An 18,703-nucleotide genomic window follows, 5' to 3' on the forward strand; every position below is an offset into this window, starting at 1 on the left:
GGCGGGGTTACTCCGCCTGGAGCACCAGCAGCGCCAGGTCGTCCTCCGGCAGGCCGCCGCCGAACTCGTGCACCAGCCGGCGGATGCGCTCCGCGACCAGCTCGGCGCTCAGCCCCGCGCAGCCCGCGAGCGCTTGCGCCAGCCCGTCGCCGTCGTCGAACTGGCGGGAGCCGGAGCGGCGCTCGGTCACCCCGTCCGTGACGCACAGCAGGGTGTCCCCGGGTCCCAGCTCGAAGGTCTCGCTGGTGTACGTCTCGTCCTCGATGACCCCGAGGAGCGTTTGCGGCTTCGCGACCGTACGGACCCGGCCGTCGGGTCCGAGGAGCAGCGGCAGGGGGTGCCCGGCGGAGGCGAGGGTGCAGCGGACGCCTCCGTCGAAGGGGGCCAGTTCGCCGTACAGCAGGGAGAGGAAGCGGGTCTGCGGGCCGTCGCCGGGGGCGACGGGGCGGCCGCCGGCGGCGACCAGGGCGCGGGCGGCGGCGTCGGCGGCCTCGGTGGCGTCGTCGAGGAGGAGCTGGTTGAGGCGGTCGAGGACGTCGGCGACGCGGTAGCCCTCGCGGGCCAGGAGCCGCAGCCAGGGGCGGGCGAGCCCGATCACCACGGCGGCCTCCGGTCCCTTTCCCTGTACGTCGCCGATCGCGAAGCACCAGCGGCCGTCGCCCGCCGGGAACAGGTCGTAGAAGTCGCCGCTGGGGCCGCCCTTGTCGCACGGCTCGTAGACGAGTGCGCTGCTCACGCCGGGGATCTCGGCGACCGCGCCGGGCAGCAGGCCGCGCTGGAGGACGGCGCTGATGGTGGCCTGGCGGGCGTACTGGCGGGCCGCGCCGATGGCCAGCGCCACCCGGCGGGCGAGGTCCTCGACCAGGCCGGTGATCTCGTCGGGGAAGGCCGGTGGTCCGCACCGCCCGATCACCAGCGTGCCCAGCGGACGGCCGCCCGCGATCAGCCGGTACGCCAGCGCGGAGCCGTCCGTGCCGTGCGGGCCGAGCGCCTCGCCGGGCCAGGGGTAGGGCTCGGGGCCGGACCGCAGTCCGTCCCGGGGGCACGGCGGGTCCTTCTCCAGGGCCCGGCGCAGTTCCTCGATGCGGTTCTCACTGCCGTGCCACACCCGTGCCAGCCGGGGCCCGGCCGTCCCGGTCACGGTCGACTCGTCCTCCAGCCACACCGCGCACCAGTCGGCGAGCCGGGGCACGAGCAGCTGCCCGGTGAGGGCGGCGACGAGGTTCTCGTCGAGTTGTCCGGCGAGCAGGTCGGAGGCCTCGGCGAGGAAGGACAGGGCGCCGCGGCCGAGCCATTCGCGGTCGCGTTCGGCGCGGTGGGGGTCCCCGCGCTCGAGTGCGGTGGACAGCGGGGGCGGGTCGAAGGCGAGGATGCCGGCGACCTCAAGACCGCGTTCCGTGGCGTAGGCCTCGCATTCCGCGGCGTAGGGCTCGGGTTCCTCGGCGGCCGGCCTGTCCTCGGCGGGCAGGCGCGCCCAGACCGTCTTGGCGCCGGTGCGGTAGGTGACGCCCCAGGCCTCGGCGAGGGTGGCGACCAGGCGCAGGCCGCGCCCGTACTCGGGGGGTTCGTGCGGCGTTTCGGTGCCGCCGCGGCGCGGGGCGCGGGAGGGGTGGTGGTCGCGGGCCTCGACGACGAGCGCGCCGGTCTCCTCCAGGCGGCAGGTCAGCTCGACGTCGGTGCCGGCGTGCACGACGGCGTTGGTGACGAGTTCGTTGACGACCACCATGGCGTCGTCGGCGAGCCGCTGGGAGGGCGCGAGGCCGAGGTCGGTCCACTCGGCGAGCGCCGCGCGCAGCAGTGCGCGGGCGGATCCGGGCGCGAGGGGGCTTCCGGAAAGCGTCGCGCATATCTCGGCGCGCTCCCCCGCGCCCCCGTGCGCGGGCACATCAGAGGGACGGGAAACGGTTTCCCGTTGCGTCGGTATGGCGCCCATGGCCGACTCCCCGAGCAGATCGGACGAACTTCAGACGAATGCGTCTCGGTGACAGCGGACAGAGTGACAGACTGACTGCGCCCATAAGCGCCGAGTTACCGAAGTGGGCCGCCATGAGTGAGAACACTGGCACGCGTGTGCTCGAAGACGGACAGAAAACGGCACAAGTCCGAGCACCCGAACTCCGTCCGTCCGAACTGGGTCCGCTGCTCGCCGCGATGACCGCCGCCCGGGACGGCGACTTCACGAAGGTACCGGAGACGGGTCACGGGATCGTCGCCGAACTCGTCGCGGTCTACAACCAGATCATGGACCGCGGTGTGCACTTCAACTCGGAAGTGCGGCGGGTGAAGCGGGAGTTGGTGCGGCACGGCCGACTCGACGAGCGGGTCTCGGCGAGCCCGGGGCAGGGTGCCTGGACATCCCGGGTGAACGACGTGAACCAGATCCTGGACGCCCTGGTGGCCCCGGCGGCCAACGCCACGCGCGTGCTGGACGCGGTGGCCGGGGGCGACCTGACCCAGCGGGTCGACCTGCACGACGGCAGCCGTCAGTTACGGGGTGATCTGCGGCGGCTCGGCCGGGCGGTGAACACGATGGTCGACCAGTTGTCCCTGTTCACCGGTGAGGTGACCCGGGTGGCGCGCGAGGTCGGCACCGAGGGCAGGCTCGGCGGGCGGGCGAAGGTGCGGGGGCTGTCGGGCAGTTGGCGGGACGTGACCGAGGCGGTCAACACGATGGCGGCCCGGCTGACCGCGCAGGTCCGCGACATCGCCCTGGTGACCACGGCGGTGGCGCGCGGCGATCTGACCCGGACGGTGACGGTGGAGGCGACCGGTGAGCTGCTGGAGCTGAAGCTCACCGTGAACACGATGGTGGACCAGCTGTCCGCCTTCGCCGACGAGGTCACCCGGGTCGCCCGCGAGGTCGGCACCGAGGGCCGGCTGGGCGGCCGGGCGCAGGTGCGGGGTGTGTCCGGGGTGTGGAAGGACCTCACCGACAACGTCAACTTCATGGCGTCGAACCTGACCTCGCAGGTCCGCAACATCGCCCAGGTCACCACGGCCGTCGCCAACGGCGACCTGAGCCAGAAGATCACGGTCGACGCGCAGGGCGAGATCCTGGAGCTGAAGTCGACGATCAACACGATGGTCGACCAGCTGTCCGCCTTCGCCGACGAGGTCACCCGCGTGGCACGCGAGGTCGGCACCGAGGGCAACCTGGGCGGGCGCGCGCAGGTGCGGGGTGTGTCGGGGGTGTGGAAGGACCTGACGGAGAACGTCAACTTCATGGCGGACAACCTCACTTCGCAGGTCCGCAACATCGCGCTGGTCTCGACCGCCGTCGCGCAGGGCGACCTCGGCAAGAAGATCACGGTCGAGGCGAAGGGCGAGATCCTGGAGCTGAAGTCGACGATCAACACGATGGTCGACCAGCTCTCCGCCTTCGCCGACGAGGTCACCCGGGTCGCCCGCGAGGTCGGCACCGAGGGCAACCTCGGTGGTCAGGCGCAGGTCAGGGGCGTCTCGGGGGTCTGGAAGGACCTCACCGACAACGTCAACTTCATGGCGCTGAACCTGACCTCCCAGGTGCGCAACATCGCCCAGGTGACCACCGCCGTCGCCAACGGGGACCTGTCGAAGAAGATCACCGTGGACGCGCGCGGCGAGATCCTGGAGCTGAAGGACACGGTCAACACGATGGTGGAGCAGCTGCGCGCGTTCGCCGACGAGGTGACCCGGGTGGCCCGCGAGGTGGGCACCGACGGCCGGCTGGGCGGCCGGGCCCAGGTGCTGGGCGTCCTGGGGGTCTGGCGGGACCTGACCGACAACGTCAACTACATGGCCGACAACCTCACCTCGCAGGTCCGCAACATCGCGCAGGTCACCACGGCCGTCGCCAACGGCGACCTGTCCAAGAAGATCGACGTGGACGCCCGCGGCGAGATCCTGGAGCTGAAGACCGCCATCAACACCATGGTCGACACTCTGTCCTCCTTCTCCTCCGAGGTCACCCGTGTGGCCCGGGAGGTCGGCAGCGACGGTCGGCTCGGCGGTCAGGCGCGGGTGGAGGGCGTGTACGGCACCTGGAAGCGCCTGACGACGAACGTGAACGAGCTGGCGTCGAACCTGACCACCCAGGTCCGCGCCATCGCCGAGGTCGCCTCCGCGGTGGCCCAGGGCGACATGTCGCGCTCGATCACCGTGGAGGCGCGCGGCGAGGTCGCCGAGCTGAAGGACAACATCAACCTGATGGTGGCCAACCTCCGTGAGACCACCCGGGCCAAGGACTGGCTGGAGTCCAACCTGGCCCGGCTGGCCGCGCTGATGCAGGGCCACCGGGACCTCATGGAGGTCGCCGACCTGATCCTGCGGGAGCTGACCCCGCTGGTGAACGCCCAGTACGGCGCGTTCTACCTGGCCAGCCCGGAGGAGGACCCGGCGGTCCGCAGTACCGTGCCGGCCAAGGGGCTGGCGTTCATCGCCGGGTACGGGTCGGCGGAGGGCGCGACCGTCGAGACCGGCGGTCTCCCGGTGCACGGCCTGGTCCGCCAGGCGGCCCGGGAGAAGAAGCGGATCCTGGTGGAGGAGGCGCCGCCGGACTACATCAAGATCAACAGTGGTCTGGGCGAGGCGGCCCCCACCACCATCGTCATCATCCCGATCCTGTTCGAGGACAAGCTCCTCGGCGTGATCGAACTCGCCTCCTTCTCCCGCTTCTCCGATGTGCACCTGGCGTTCTTCGACCAGTTCGTGAACACCATCGGCGTCGCCATCAACACGATCATCGCCAACTCCCGTACGGAGTCCCTGCTCGGTGAGTCACAGCGACTGGCGACGCAGCTCCAGGAGCGCTCCGACGAACTCCAGAAGCAGCAGGCGGAGCTGCGGCGCTCCAACGCGGAGCTGGAGGAGAAGGCCGCGCTGCTGGCGACGTCGTCGCAGTACAAGTCGGAGTTCCTCGCCAACATGTCGCACGAGCTGCGCACCCCGCTGAACTCGCTGCTGATCCTGGCCCGCCTGCTGTCCGACAACCCGGACGGCCACCTCTCCGACCAGGAGGTCCAGTTCGCGACGACGATCCACCGCTCCGGCTCGGACCTGCTCCAGCTGATCAACGACATCCTGGACCTGTCGAAGATCGAGGCGGGCCGCATGGACGTCCGCCCGAAGCGGCTGCCGCTGATCAAGCTGCTGGACTACGTCCACGCCACCTTCCGCCCGCTCACCATCGACCGGGGGCTCGCGTTCGAGGTCGCGGTCGGCGAGGCCGTACCCCGGGAGATGTACTCGGACGAGCAGCGCCTCCAGCAGATCCTGCGCAACCTGCTGTCCAACGCGATCAAGTTCACCGCGACGGGCCGGGTGGAGCTGCGGGTGAACCGGCTGCGGGACCCGGAACGCCAGTACGTCCGCGACAGCGACGAGGTGATCGCGTTCGCCGTCACCGACACCGGCATCGGGATCGCCCCGGAGAAACTCCCGGTGATCTTCGAGGCGTTCCAGCAGGCCGACGGCACCACGAACCGCAAGTACGGCGGCACGGGGCTCGGTCTGTCCATCAGCCGGGAGATCGCGGGCCTGCTCGGCGGCCGGATCGTCGCGGAGAGCGAACCCGGCAAGGGGTCCACCTTCACGTTGTACGTCCCCGTCGCCGGCCCCGGTCACACAGCGGCCGGCCCGGCGGGAGACGACCGGCCGCCGGAGCCCTCGGCGGAGCCGCTCGCGGCGGACGACTCCTGGCCCACGCCCGCCAAGCTGGAGGCGTGGCGGACGGGCCGCGCCGGGCAGGTGCTGCCCGGCAGGCGGGTGCTGATCGTCGACGACGACATCCGCAACGTCTTCGCGCTCACCCATGTCCTGGGCCGCGTCGGCATGCCCGTGCTGTACGCGGAGAACGGCCGGGAGGGCATCGAGACCCTCGAACGCGACCCGGACGTCGAACTGGTCCTGATGGACATCATGATGCCGGAGATGGACGGCTACGAGACGATCTCCGCCATCCGCCGCACCCCTCGCTGGGCCGGTCTGCCCATCGTGGCCCTGACCGCGAAGGCCATGCCGGGCGACCGGGAGAAGTCCATCGCGCGCGGCGCCAACGACTACGTGCCCAAGCCGGTGGACGTCGACCGGCTGCTCACGGTGGTCTGCGCGCTGCTGGACCCGGAGGGCAGCGCCGGCACCGGGGAGCCGACGGGTGGCTGAGACCGGGGTGAGGGAGCCGCGGCGGCCGGTGAACGGGGCGGCCGAACCGCCCCGTCGCTCCGCCGACGCTCCCCCACCGCTCGCTACGCCTCCCGCGACCCCGCGTACATCTCGTCGATGAGGTGCTTGTACTCCCGCTCCACCACCGGCCGCTTCAGCTTCAGGCTCGGGGTGATCTCGCCGTGTTCGACGTCGAGGTCGCGCGGCAGGAGGCGGAACTTCTTGATGGTCTGCCAGCGCTGGAGGCCCTCGTTGAGCTGCTTGACGTAGCCCTCCACCATCGCGACCGTCGCCGGCGCGGCGACGACCTCGGCGTACGACTTGCCCCCCAGCCCGTTCTCCTCGGCCCACTGAAGGATCGACGGCTCGTCGAGGGCGATGAGGGCGGTGCAGAAGTTCCGGTCGGCGCCGTGCACGAGGATGTTGGAGACGTACGGGCACACGCCCTTGAACTGGCCCTCGACCTCGGCGGGCGCGATGTACTTGCCGCCCGAGGTTTTGATCAGGTCCTTCTTGCGGTCGGTGATGCGCAGATAGCCGTCGGGCGACAGCTCGCCGATGTCGCCCGTGTGGAACCAGCCGTCCGACTCCAGGACCTCGGCGGTCTTCTCGGGGAGCTGGTGGTAGCCCTGCATGATGCCCGGGCCGCGCAGCAGGATCTCCCCGTCCTCGGCGATGCGCACCTCGGTACCGGGCAGCGGCTTGCCGACCGTGCCGGTGCGGTAGGCCTCGCCGGGGTTGACGAAGGAGGCGGCCGAGGACTCGGTGAGGCCGTAGCCCTCCAGGATGTGGATGCCGGCGCCGGCGAAGAAGTAGCCGATCTCGGGGGCCAGGGCGGCCGAGCCGGACACACACGCCCGCAGCCTGCCGCCGAAGGCCTCGCGGATCTTGGCGAAGACGAGCGCGTCGGCGGCCTTGTGCTTGGCGCCGAGACCGAAGGGCACGGAGTGGGTGCCGGTACGGCGGAAGTTGTCCTGCGAGACCTTGGCGTACTCGCGGGAGACCTGGGCGGCCCACTGGAAGATCTTGTACTTGGCGGCTCCGCCGGCGCGGGCCTTGGCGGCGACGCCGTTGTAGACCTTCTCGAAGATGCGCGGCACGGCCGCCATGTAGGTCGGCTGCACCACCGGCAGGTTCTCGATGATCTTGTCGACGCGGCCGTCGACGGCCGTGACGTGCCCGACCTCGATCTGCCCGGAGGTGAGCACCTTGCCGAAGACGTGCGCGAGCGGCAGCCACAGGTACTGCACGTCCTCGGCGCTGATCAGCCCGGTCGCGGAGATCGCCTTCGCCATGTACGACCAGTTGTCGTGCGGGAGGCGGACACCCTTGGGGCGGCCGGTGGTGCCGGAGGTGTAGATCAGCGTCGCCAGCTGGTCCTTGGTGATGGCGCCGACCCGCTCCTTGATCAGCTCGGGGTGCTTCTCCAGGTACGCGGCACCGCGCTGCTCGAGTTCGGCGAGGGTGAGCACCCAGTCGCCGCTCTCCACACCGGCCGGGTCGATGACGACCACGTGGTGCAGCTCGGGCAGCTCGGAGCGCTTCTCGACCGCCTTGGCGAGCTGGTCGGCGTTCTCCGCGATCAGCACCCGGCTCTCGGAGTCGGAGAGGATGAAGGCCGACTCGTCGGCGTTGGTCTGCGGGTAGATGGTGGTCGTGGCCGCACCGGCGCACAGGATGCCCAGGTCGGCGAGGATCCACTCGACCCGGGTCGAGGAGGCCAGCGCCACCCGCTGCTCCGGCTGCACGCCCAGCTCGATCAGACCGGCCGCGATCGCGTGGACGCGCTCGGCGGTCTGTCCCCAGCTCAGCGACTTCCAGTCGTCGGGGCCCTGGCCCGAGGCCGGCGGCACGGGGTAGCGGTACGCCTCGGCGTCCGGTGTGGCGTCGACGCGCTCCAGGAAGAGGGCCGCGACGGACGGCGGACGGTTCTCGATCTGTGTCTGTGTGTCGCTCACGACATCCTCCGGGGCCCGCGGCGGTGCGGCTGTCAGTTGCGGCTTGGGTGACTCACGGCAGTGGTTCGGCCACTTGTTTAACTCGTGAGTAACTATCGAGCAGGGATCAGAGTAAAGCGCTACGGGCCGACGCGTAAGGGGCGGCGGCATGTCATTTCATACAGAGGGTCATACAGAGAGCGACGCCACGCACGCGTAGGGGCCCGCCGCACTTTCGCACGACGAGCCCCTGTTGCACCCGGTTTGCGGACGCCACCTCTTATTACCGGTGGTTACTTCTTGCCCTTGGCCGACCCCGCGCTGTCATCGCTGGAGAGGACCGCGATGAAGGCCTCCTGCGGAACCTCCACGGAACCCACCATCTTCATCCGCTTCTTGCCTTCCTTCTGCTTCTCCAGCAGCTTCCGCTTGCGGGAGATGTCACCGCCGTAGCACTTGGCGAGGACGTCCTTGCGGATGGCGCGGATGGTCTCGCGGGCGATGACCCGCGATCCGATGGCGGCCTGGACGGGGACCTCGAAGGCCTGCCGCGGGATCAGCTCCTTGAGCTTGGCCACGAGCCGCACGCCGTAGGCGTACGCCTGGTCACGGTGCGTGATCGCGGAGAAGGCGTCCACCTTGTCGCCGTGCAGCAGGATGTCGACCTTGACAAGTGAGCTGCTCTGTTCCCCGGTGGGCTCGTAGTCGAGGGAGGCGTAGCCGCGCGTCTTGGACTTCAGCTGGTCGAAGAAGTCGAAGACGATCTCGGCGAGCGGCAGCGTGTAGCGGATCTCGACCCGGTCCTCGGAGAGGTAGTCCATGCCGAGGAGGGTGCCGCGCCGGGTCTGGCACAGCTCCATGATCGACCCGATGAACTCGCTCGGCGCCAGGATGGTGGCGCGCACGACCGGCTCGTACACCTCGCCGATCTTCCCCTCGGGGAACTCGCTCGGGTTGGTGACGGTGTGCTCGCTGCCGTCCTCCATGAGCACGCGGTAGACGACGTTCGGCGCGGTGGCGATCAGGTCGAGGCCGAACTCGCGCTCCAGGCGCTCGCGGATCACGTCGAGGTGCAGCAGGCCCAGGAAGCCGACGCGGAAACCGAAGCCGAGGGCGGCGGAGGTCTCCGGCTCGTAGACCAGCGCGGCGTCGTTGAGCTGGAGCTTGTCGAGGGCCTCGCGCAGCTCGGGGTAGTCGGAGCCGTCCAGCGGATACAGGCCGGAGAAGACCATCGGCTTGGGGTCCTTGTAGCCGCCGAGCGGCTCCGTGGCGCCCTTGGCCTGGCTGGTGACGGTGTCACCGACCTTGGACTGGCGGACGTCCTTCACACCGGTGATCAGATAGCCCACCTCGCCGACGCCGAGGCCGTCCGCCGGGAGCATCTCGGGCGAGTTGGTGCCGATCTCCAGCAGCTCGTGGGTGGCGCCGGTGGACATCATCCTGATGCGCTCGCGCTTGTTGAGCTGTCCGTCGATGACTCGTACGTAGGTCACGACGCCGCGGTAGGAGTCGTAGACGGAGTCGAAGATCATGGCGCGCGCGGGGGCGTCCTTGACGCCGACCGGGGCGGGGATCTCGGCGACGACCTTGTCGAGCAGCGCCTCCACGCCGAGGCCGGTCTTGGCGGAGACCTTGAGCACGTCGTCCGGGTCGCAGCCGACGAGGTTGGCGAGCTCCTCGGCGAACTTCTCCGGCTGGGCGGCCGGCAGGTCGATCTTGTTGAGCACCGGGATGATGGTGAGGTCGTTCTCCATCGCCAGGTACAGGTTGGCGAGGGTCTGCGCCTCGATGCCCTGGGCGGCGTCCACGAGGAGGATGGTCCCCTCGCAGGCGGCGAGCGACCGCGAGACCTCGTAGGTGAAGTCGACGTGCCCCGGCGTGTCGATCATGTTGAGGATGTGCGTGTTGCCGGGGTCGTGGGTGGGAGCCCACGGCAGGCGCACCGCCTGGGACTTGATCGTGATACCGCGCTCACGCTCGATGTCCATCCGGTCGAGGTACTGAGCACGCATCTGCCGCTGCTCGACCACACCGGTCAGCTGGAGCATCCGGTCGGCGAGCGTGGACTTGCCGTGGTCGATGTGCGCGATGATGCAGAAATTGCGGATCAGCGCCGGGTCGGTACGGCTCGGCTCGGGCACATGGTTAGGGGTCGCGGGCACGCAGGGTCCTGTCTCTTGAGGCGCCTTATGCCTCGGGTCGGATCGATACGTAGTCTCCATGGTCCCACGGGTGGGGACCGGCGACGGGTTTGGGCCACTCGATGGGCCGCTGGTAGGCTGGGTGGCTGTGTCTCATGCCCTCTCTGCGTGAGGCACGACCCAAGAAATCACCGGTACGGGACCCGTGCGGCCCCGTGCCAGAACCTGAGAAGGCTCATTCGTGGCGAACATCAAGTCCCAGATCAAGCGGATCAAGACCAACGAGAAGGCCCGGCTGCGCAACAAGGCCGTCAAGTCCTCCCTGAAGACCGCGATCCGCAAGGCCCGTGAGGCCGCTGCCGCGGGTGACGTCGAGAAGGCCACCGAGTACCAGCGCGCTGCCGCGCGTCAGCTCGACAAGGCCGTCTCGAAGGGCGTCATCCACAAGAACCAGGCCGCCAACAAGAAGTCGGCGCTGGCCAACAAGGTCGCGTCCCTCAAGGGCTGAACCCCTTCTTTGATCTGATCGCCGGAAGGACCCAGAGCGGGCCCTCTCTCATCCGCTCCCGACCGGCACCCCAGGATCCGCGCGCGGCCTGCGTTCGCCACGCGGGCGCGGATCCGCCAGTCCGAACCGAAGGCCCCGGCCTCCGCCCTTCCCCAGGGCGGGTGCCGGGGCCTTCGGCGTGACCCGCCCGGCGCCGCCGTCCTACGCCCGTCCTCTGGACCGCGCCGCCCGTGCGACGGTGACGACCGCCTTCTCCAGGGCGTACTCGGGATCGTCCCCGCCGCCCTTCACACCCGCGTCCGCCTCGGCCACCGCCCGCATGGCGACGGCCACCCCGTCCGGCGTCCACCCGCGCATCTGCTGCCGCACCCGGTCGATCTTCCAGGGCGGCATGCCCAGCTCCCGGGCGAGGTCGGCGGGGCGGCCACCGCGCGCCGACGACAGCTTCCCGATGGCCCGTACGCCCTGCGCCAGGGCGCTGGTGATCAGCACCGGCGCCACCCCGGTCGCCAGCGACCATCTGAGCGCCTCCAGGGCCTCCGCCGTGCGCCCCTCGACCGCCCGGTCCGCGACCGTGAAGCTGGAGGCCTCCGCCCGCCCGGTGTAGTACCGCCCGACGACGGCCTCGTCGATCGTCCCCTCCACGTCGGCGACCAGCTGCGACACCGCCGACGCCAGCTCCCGCAGATCGCTCCCGATGGCGTCCACCAGCGCCTGGCACGCCTCGGGCGTGGCCGACCGGCCGAACCCGCGGAACTCCCCGCGCACGAACGCCAGCCGGTCCGCCGGCTTGGTCATCTTCGGGCACGCCACCTCGCGCGCCCCCGCCTTGCGCGCGGCGTCGAGCAGTCCCTTGCCCTTCGCGCCGCCCGCGTGCAGCAGCACGAGGGTGATCTCCTCCGCGGGCGATCCGAGATAGGCCTTCACGTCCTTGACCGTGTCGGCCGACAGGTCCTGCGCGTTGCGAACGACCACCACCTTGCGCTCCGCGAAGAGCGACGGGCTGGTCAGCTCGGCGAGCGTGCCGGGCTGCAACTGGTCCGGGTTCAGGTCCCGCACGTCCGTGTCGGCGTCGGCGGCCCTGGCGGCGGCCACCACCTCCTGCACGGCACGGTCGAGCAGGAGGTCCTCCTGGCCCACGGCAAGCGTCACCGGGGCGAGAGGGTCGTCATTCGCAGTCTTCCTGGCCATCGGGACAAGCATCCCACGCACCACTGACAAATCCGCGGCTCCTGCCCCGCGGCCTACGGCTCCTCGCGCCAGCCGTCCCACTCGCCGGCCAGCGCGTCCAGGTCCTCCGCGGCCAGCCGCTGCTCCTCGTCCCGCAGGACGAGGAGCCACTGCGCGTCCTCGGCGTCGTCCTCACCGGCCAGCGCGTCCCGCACCAGCTGCGGCTCCTCCTTGACTCCGAACCGCTCCCCGAGCGCCTCCGCCACCTCTTCCGCGGCATCCCGGTCGGGCAGCACCAGCACATGTCTCACATCACTCACGGCGTCATTCTCCGCGACCCGCCTCCGGCGCCTGCACGGCGGGCACTCCGGGCACTCCCACGGTCGGCACGGTGGCCCGCTCGATCCCGAACCGCTCCCGGTACACCGCGAGCACCTCCTCGTCCGAGTCCAGTTCCCGCACCTCTCGCGTCCCGTCGGGGGCCGTCACCGTCCAGCTGCGACCGCTCAGGGTGATCCGCCCTCCGTCGTCCGTGATCCGTGAGCACACCAGGGACCGTGTGAAGTGCGACCGCGGCGAGGTGCTGTGCCACCAGGCGCCGGCGGCGAAGTCTCCGAGCGCCCGGGGCCGGGTCTCCAGGCGGTACTGGGGTGTGCCGTCCCGCTCGACGTCCAGGTCCGTGGCCGCGTCCGGGCCGGCCACCGCGATCCGGAAGGTCCCGCCCGGGTCCGGCTGCTCACCCCGCTCCCCCAGCGCCAGCGGATAGTGGCTGTGCGCCCCGAACCCGACGTCGGCGAGCCATTCACCGCCGTCCACCGTCCGCACCCGCAGCGCCAGATGGTCGTACGGGATGCCCAGCCGGCCCTCGTCCCCGTACACCCGCCCCGCGAGCAGGTCGACGTCGAAGCCGAGCGCGGTGAGCAACGCTCCGAAGGCACCGTTCAGTTCGTAGCAGAACCCGCCCCGCCGCGCGCCCACCAGCTTGTCCACGAGCCGTGTCTCCTCCAGCACGATCTCCTCTCCGAGGTGCACGGACAGGTTCTCGAAGGGCACGGTCCGAAGATGGGCGAGATGCAGTTCGCGCAGTGCTTCGGCGGTGGGCCGCGCCGGGTGCGCGACCCCGAGGCGGCGGAGGTAGGCGTCGGCCTGTGCGGAGTTCATGCCCTCAGTCTCTCGCCACCCGCACCTCCCCGTCCGCCCCGCCTCTCCCCACGACCGCCAGCGCCCCGTCCCGGTCGGTGCGCAGCACCACCGCGCCCTCGTCCCGCAACGCCTGTACCGTGCCGGGCGCCGGGTGGCCGTAGGGGTTGTCCGCGCCGCAGGAGATGAGCGCGACGCGCGGCGCCACCAGGCGTATCAGGTCCGGGTCCTGGTAGGCCGAGCCGTGGTGGGCGACCTTGAGGACGTCGACGCGGCCCAGCCCGGCCACCGCGGGAGATCTCAACAGTGCCTGCTGGGACGGCGGTTCGAGGTCCCCGAGCAGCAGCAGCCGCAGCCCGGCCGACCGGACGAGCAGCGCCACGCTGGCGTCGTTGGGCCCGTCCGGTTCCCAGGCGGCCGGGCGGGGCGGCGGCCAGAGGACCTGCCAGGCCAGCGGTCCCGTCCGCCGCTGCTCCCCGGCGAGCGCGTGGGTGAGGGGGATGTTCCGTCCGGCCGCCTGCCTCCGTACGAACTCGGCCTGGTCGGCGGGCTCTTCATAGCCCGTCGTCTCGATCCCGCCGACCACTCGCCCGCGCAGCACACCGGGAAGCCCCGCGACGTGGTCGGCGTGGAAGTGCGTCAGCACGACCAGGGGGATCCGGGTGATGCCCAGCTCCCGCAGACAGTGGTCCACCAGCGCCGGATCGGGACCCGCGTCCACCACCACCCCGGTGCCGCCGCCCGCCGCGAGCACCGTCGCGTCGCCCTGCCCGACATCGCACATCGCCAGCCGCCAGCCGGGGGGTGGCCAGCCGGTGATCACCCTGGTCAGTGGCGCCGGGCGCACCACGGCGAGCAGGAGCAGCAGCCCGCAGACACCGCACCACCACGGGTGCCGCACCAGCCGCCGCCCGAGGAGCAGCACGGCCACGGTGGCGACGGCGAGCAGCAGCGCCCCGGCCCAGCTGCCCGGCCAGCCGACTCCCCCACCGGGGAGCCCGGCTCCGACTCGGGCCACGCCCGCGATCCATCCGGCCGGCCAACCCGCGAGCCAGGCCAGCGCCTTGGCCACGGGCATCGCCACCGGCGCGGTCGCCAGCGCCGCGAAGCCCAGGACCGTGGCCGGGGCGACCGCGAACTCCGCGAGCAGATTGCACGGCACCGCCACGAGGCTCACCCGCGCCGACAGCACGGCGACGACCGGCGCGCACACAACCTGGGCGGCGGCAGCGGCGGCCAGGGCCTCGGCGAGCCGCGGCGGCACCCGGCGTCGCAGCAGTGCCGCGCCGAAGCGGGGCGCGAGCGTCAGCAGGGCGCCGGTGGCCAGCACCGAGAGCAGGAAGCCGTAGCTGCGGGCCAGCCATGGGTCGTACAGGACCAGCAGCAGCACGGCCGTCGCCAGCGCTGGGACCAGCGATCTGCGGCGTCCCGTGGCCAGGGCGAGCAGGGCGACGGCTCCGCAGGCCGCGGCCCGCAGCACGCTCGGGTCGGGCCGGCACACGACGACGAAGCCGAGCGTGAGCGCCGCCGCGAGCAGTGCGGTGGCCCGCAGGGAAAGGCCGAGGCGTGGCGCCGCTCCCCGGCGTTCGGCGCGCTGGGCCAGCCCGGGCGGCCCGATGAGCAGGGCGAGCAGGATGGTCAGGTTGCTGCCGGAGACCGCGAGGGTGTGCGCCAGGTCCGTCGCCTTGAAGGCCTCGTCCAGCTCCGGCGTGATCCGTGAGGTGTCCCCGACGACCAGCCCGGGCAGCAGCGCCCGTGCGTCGCCCGGCAGCCCGTCGGTCGCTTCACGCAGCCCGGCCCGCAGTCGCCCCGCCAGGCGTTGCGGCGCGTTCGGCCTCCCCACGACCTCGGGTACCTGCCCGTCCCGCACCCGCAGCACGGCCGCGCTCCGCTCACCGGCGGCCGGCTCCGGTGCCAGTCGCCCGTTGACGCGGAGCCGCGTCGAGGGCAGGAGGCCGAGCCAGGCCGCCTGCGTTCCCGTCGCACGTTCCTCGGGAACTCCGCGCGGGCTCGGCTTGCCCGCGTCGACGACCACCAGCACGGGGGTCCGGGTCGCCGTCACCGTCCCGTCGGTCTCCTCGACGCGCCGGACCTCCGCCCGGACCAGCACCGCGACCGGGGCCGCGTGGTCGCCCGTGACCCGGGGTCTGCTGAGCCAGGGGTCGGAGCCGACCTCGACCTCGGCGGTCACCGTGGCATGCTGCCTGGCCAGTGCGGGCACGGGCCCGCGTCGCACGTCCGCCCCGTGCAGTCCGGCGGAGGCGGCGGACGCGGCGATGCAGAGGAGTGCCGCGGCGACCGTGGCGCGCGGCCGGGCGATCGAGGGGGGCGGGGCTTGTGTCCACCGCCCGTACAGCAGGATCACCGCCGCGATCAGGCAACCGGTCACCAGGCCGGCGGTCCAGCCCGGCGGGATGTCCAGCGTGAGCGCCGCCGTCCCCCAGGCCGCGAGCGCGGGCGGGACCAGGCGCAGGTCCGTCGGTGCCTCCTGCCGGGGGTGCGCGGCGCCCAGTCGCTTGCCCGAGGCGGCGTGCACGGTCCGGCGGGCGGCGGGGTGCTCGGGGTGGCCGGCGACGGACGGCGGGGTCTCGCACGGCAGCGGGGTTTCGCGCGGTAACGGGGCCTCGCGCGGCACCTGGGAGGGCGGGAGCGTGCCGGGGTGCGTCGGCCGGTCGGGTGCCCGGCTCATGGCCGCACCAGGTTCCGCAGGTCGGTGAAGCGCCGGTCGCCGATGCCGTTGACCTGGCGCAGTTCGTCGACCGAGCGGAAGCCGCCGTGCCGGGTGCGGTAGTCGATGATGTGCTGGGCGAGCACCGGGCCGACGCCGGGCAGGGTGTCGAGCTGGTCGGCGGTGGCGGTGTTCAGGGAGACCGGTGCGGTGGGTCCGGCTCCCGCTGCCGTGCCCACCGCGCCGGAGCCCGTCCCGGTGCCCGGTGCGGGACCTGGTGCGGCACCCGGTGCCTGTGCTGGGCCGCCCACGACGATCTGTTCGCCGTCCACGAGGAAGCGGGCCCGGTTGAGCCCCTCGGTGCTGGTGCCCGGGCGCACCCCGCCCGCCGCGCGCAGCGCGTCGGCGACCCGTGAGCCGGCCGGCAGGCGGTGGATCCCGGGGTCGCGGACCTTGCCGCTGACGTCCACCACGATCTCGGTGCCGGTGCCGGTGCCGGTACCGGTGGCAGCGCCGGTGGTGCTGCCGGGGGCGATCCGTGTGTCCCGCGCGTGCCCGCCGTTCTCCTCCGGTTCCGTCTCCTTCCGGTGCGCGTACGGGGCCTCGGCCCGCACCACCTGCGGTGCGCTGACGGACTCGGTGCGGCCGGCCCAGAAGTGCTGCACGGCGAAGACCGCGGCGACGGCCAGCGGCACCGTGAGCGCGATCACGCCCCGCCGCTGGAGACCGCATCGCGCCTGCCACCACACCGGCATCCGCTCCCGCAGCGCGAGCCCGGCCCGCTCCCGCCAGTCGGAGTTCACCGACTCGTCGTCAGAGCCGGTCTCCACGGCGGCCGTGGACGCGGCGACCGCCGCGGAGCTCATCCCCGGCGCCGGGCCCGTCCCGCTCGTCGTACCCGCTCGCGGCTGCCCCGGTGGGGGTCCGTGTCCCGACTCCTGTGGCGAGTGGGCGCTTTCGGCGAAGAGCAGCTCCGCTCGGCGGCGCAGTTCCTCCGCGGGCGCGTGATGGCGGTGCCGGGCGGGGCGGCGAGCGGGCGGACGGCGGTGCCGGATGCGGCCGTCGGAAGCGGGGGCGCGGCCGGGGCCGCTGGTCGCGGGCGCTGTGCGCGAGCGTGATCGAAGTGCCATGCGACGAGGATCCGACATCCCGTCACTTCGCGATGATCTTGCTCGACTTCCGTGGAGGACGGGCCGGTTGTGGAAAACCGCGCCACCCGTACGAGCGCCGCGGCTGACAGCGGGTCAGCGCGGCGAGACCACGGCTCCCAGCAGCCCCGGGCCGGTGTGCGCCCCGATCACCGCGCCGATCTCGCTCACGTGCAGGTCGGCCAGCCCCGGTACACGTGCCCGGAGTCGGTCCGCGAGGGCCGCGGCGCGGTCGGGGGCGGCGAGGTGGTGCACGGCGATGTCGACCTCGGCGCTGCCCGCCCGTTCGGCCGCGATCTCCTCGAGGCGGGCGATCGCCTTCGACGCCGTCCGTACCTTCTCGAGGAGTTCGATGCGGCCGCCGTCCAGTTCCAGCAACGGCTTGACGGCGAGCGCGGAGCCCAGCAGGGCCTGCGCGGCGCCGATCCGGCCGCCCCGGCGCAGATAGTCGAGCGTGTCGACGTAGAAGTAGGCGGAGGTGCCCGCGGCCCGTTTCTCCGCCGCGGTGACGGCCTCGTCCACGGTGCCACCCGCCTCCGCCGCCTCGGCCGCGGCGAGGGCGCAGAAACCGAGCGCCATCGCGACCATGCCGGTGTCCACCACGCGCACCGGCACCGGCGCCTGGCGTGCCGCGACGACCGCGGCGTCGTACGTGCCCGACAGTTCGGCGGAGAGGTGGAGGGAGACGATGCCGGTCGCGCCGGACTCGGCGACCTTGCGGTAGGTCTCCGCGAACACCTGGGGGCTGGGGCGCGAGGTGGTGACGGGGCGCCGTTTCTGGAGGGCTTGGGCCAGGGAGCGGGTGGAGATGTCGGTGCCCTCTTCGAGCGCCTGGTCGCCGAGGACCACGGTCAGGGGCACCGCGGTGATGCCGTGGCGCTCCATCGTCCGCTGCGGCAGGTAGGCCGTTGAATCGGTGACGATAGCGACATGGCGGGACATGACCTGGAGGTTACCTGGCGTAGCGCCCGTGCGGCAGCCCGGCCCCGGTGACCTGGGCCGGGGCCGGCCGGATCAAGTCGTGCTCTCCGGGCGGGTCTTCTTCTGCCAGGCGTACGGCAGGCGCCGGCCGGGAGGGGTGAGGGCCGGCCGGGCCGGTTCTTCGGCGGCGTCGGGCCGAGGGGGGTCCGGCCAGGTCTGCTGTGCGGTGCGGTCGTCGTCGGCCGGGGCGTCGGGCCATGGCTGCGGCGCCGTCGGGGGCTCCGTGTGCGTCCAGTGCCGCAGCGCGCCGGTCTCGACGTCGATCTGGGCGCTCAGTGTGTCGAGGTCGTCCCCGGCGAAGCGGTGGGCTCGGTCGCGGGCGGCCCAGCGCAGGGAGTCGGCGGACCGGGTGATGCGCTCGGTGCGGGCGCGCAGCTCGGGCAGCCGCTCGGCGAGCGTGGCACGGTCGGGCTCGGACTCCAGGCGCCTGAGCTCGTCGTCCAGTTCGTGCCCGTGTGCGCTGAGCCGCTCGAAGAGGCCGAGGGATTCCCGCAGCGACTCGTCCTCGGCGGCACCGGCCTGCAACGCGTCCCGGGTGGCGCGCATCGAGGTGCGCAGGCTCAGCCGGAGCTGCGCCATCTCGCCGGCCGGGCCGGGCTGGACGACGGACTTGGCGCGCAGCGTGTGGTCCTCGACCGCACGGCGGGCCTGGGTGATCGTACGGTCGACACCGCGCCTGGCGGCGCCGATCACCTTGACCGTGGCGTAGGCGCCGAGGACGACGAACAGCAGGAAGAGCAGGGCGAAGACTGCGATGACGGCTTCCACGGCGCTCCTCCTCCGGCTTCGCGCGGCGCGCACCGCGCTGCTCTCCACGGTAAACGCTGCGGGCAGGCCCAGGGTTCCGGAAGAACCCCGAACCTGCCCGTAGG

Annotated in this window: 12 protein-coding genes; 2 read left to right on the forward strand and 10 right to left on the reverse strand. The window is 72.1% G+C overall.

The annotated features are described in order from the left end of the window. Positions 1–7: 7 nt before the first annotated feature. On the reverse strand, positions 8–1,933 hold the full coding sequence (locus ACFY01_RS14180; RefSeq protein WP_390735991.1) for a SpoIIE family protein phosphatase: 1,926 nt from the start codon (positions 1,931–1,933) through the stop codon (positions 8–10). A gap of 113 nt (positions 1,934–2,046) precedes the next feature. On the opposite strand from ACFY01_RS14180, the gene ACFY01_RS14185 reads away from it, so the two are divergent. Then, entirely contained in the window at positions 2,047–6,138 is a 4,092-nt protein-coding gene (locus ACFY01_RS14185; protein ID WP_390735992.1) for a HAMP domain-containing protein, read from the forward strand. 83 nt (positions 6,139–6,221) lie between these two features. On the opposite strand, the gene ACFY01_RS14190 is transcribed toward ACFY01_RS14185, so the two are convergent. Then, the gene (locus ACFY01_RS14190) at positions 6,222–8,096 is read right to left on the reverse strand and encodes an AMP-dependent synthetase/ligase (RefSeq protein WP_390735993.1); all 1,875 of its coding nucleotides are present in this window, start codon (positions 8,094–8,096) and stop codon (positions 6,222–6,224) included. A 272-nt stretch (positions 8,097–8,368) separates the two neighbouring features. Further along, positions 8,369–10,237 carry a translation elongation factor 4 gene (lepA, locus tag ACFY01_RS14195; protein WP_390735994.1) on the reverse strand — a complete coding sequence of 623 codons (1,869 nt, stop codon included), beginning with the start codon at positions 10,235–10,237 and terminating at the stop codon, positions 8,369–8,371. A 220-nt stretch (positions 10,238–10,457) separates the two neighbouring features. Here lepA and rpsT point away from each other — a divergent pair, with 220 nt between their 5' ends. After that, positions 10,458–10,724 (forward strand): 30S ribosomal protein S20, encoded by a 267-nt coding sequence (gene rpsT, locus ACFY01_RS14200; protein WP_361797179.1) that lies wholly within the window; start codon positions 10,458–10,460, stop codon positions 10,722–10,724. Between the two features lie 201 nt (positions 10,725–10,925). Here rpsT and holA read toward each other — a convergent pair whose 3' ends face one another. The 7 genes from holA to ACFY01_RS14235 all read right to left on the reverse strand — a co-directional run bounded on the left by holA (position 10,926) and on the right by ACFY01_RS14235 (position 18,599). After that, positions 10,926–11,915 carry a DNA polymerase III subunit delta gene (gene holA, locus ACFY01_RS14205; RefSeq protein WP_390735995.1) on the reverse strand — a complete coding sequence of 330 codons (990 nt, stop codon included), beginning with the start codon at positions 11,913–11,915 and terminating at the stop codon, positions 10,926–10,928. Between the two features lie 53 nt (positions 11,916–11,968). Continuing rightward, complete coding sequence (locus tag ACFY01_RS14210; protein ID WP_390735996.1) at positions 11,969–12,214, reverse strand: hypothetical protein; 246 nt, start codon at positions 12,212–12,214, stop codon at positions 11,969–11,971. A gap of 4 nt (positions 12,215–12,218) precedes the next feature. Beyond that, a complete protein-coding gene (locus ACFY01_RS14215; RefSeq protein ID WP_390735997.1) occupies positions 12,219–13,055 on the reverse strand; it encodes an arylamine N-acetyltransferase in 837 nt (278 codons plus the stop codon). 4 nt (positions 13,056–13,059) lie between these two features. Continuing rightward, positions 13,060–15,570: a ComEC/Rec2 family competence protein gene (locus ACFY01_RS14220; RefSeq protein ID WP_390736221.1), complete on the reverse strand. Its 2,511-nt coding sequence runs from the start codon at positions 15,568–15,570 to the stop codon at positions 13,060–13,062. Between the two features lie 149 nt (positions 15,571–15,719). Further along, positions 15,720–16,832 (reverse strand): helix-hairpin-helix domain-containing protein, encoded by a 1,113-nt coding sequence (locus tag ACFY01_RS14225; RefSeq protein WP_390735998.1) that lies wholly within the window; start codon positions 16,830–16,832, stop codon positions 15,720–15,722. A 114-nt stretch (positions 16,833–16,946) separates the two neighbouring features. Beyond that, positions 16,947–17,792 carry a DegV family protein gene (locus ACFY01_RS14230; protein WP_390735999.1) on the reverse strand — a complete coding sequence of 282 codons (846 nt, stop codon included), beginning with the start codon at positions 17,790–17,792 and terminating at the stop codon, positions 16,947–16,949. A gap of 72 nt (positions 17,793–17,864) precedes the next feature. Then, entirely contained in the window at positions 17,865–18,599 is a 735-nt protein-coding gene (locus ACFY01_RS14235) for a hypothetical protein (RefSeq protein ID WP_390736000.1), read from the reverse strand. Positions 18,600–18,703: the final 104 nt, after the last annotated feature.

It is taken from the genome of Streptomyces sp. NPDC001480, from assembly GCF_042894725.1.
Classification (GTDB): Bacteria; Actinomycetota; Actinomycetes; order Streptomycetales; family Streptomycetaceae; genus Streptomyces.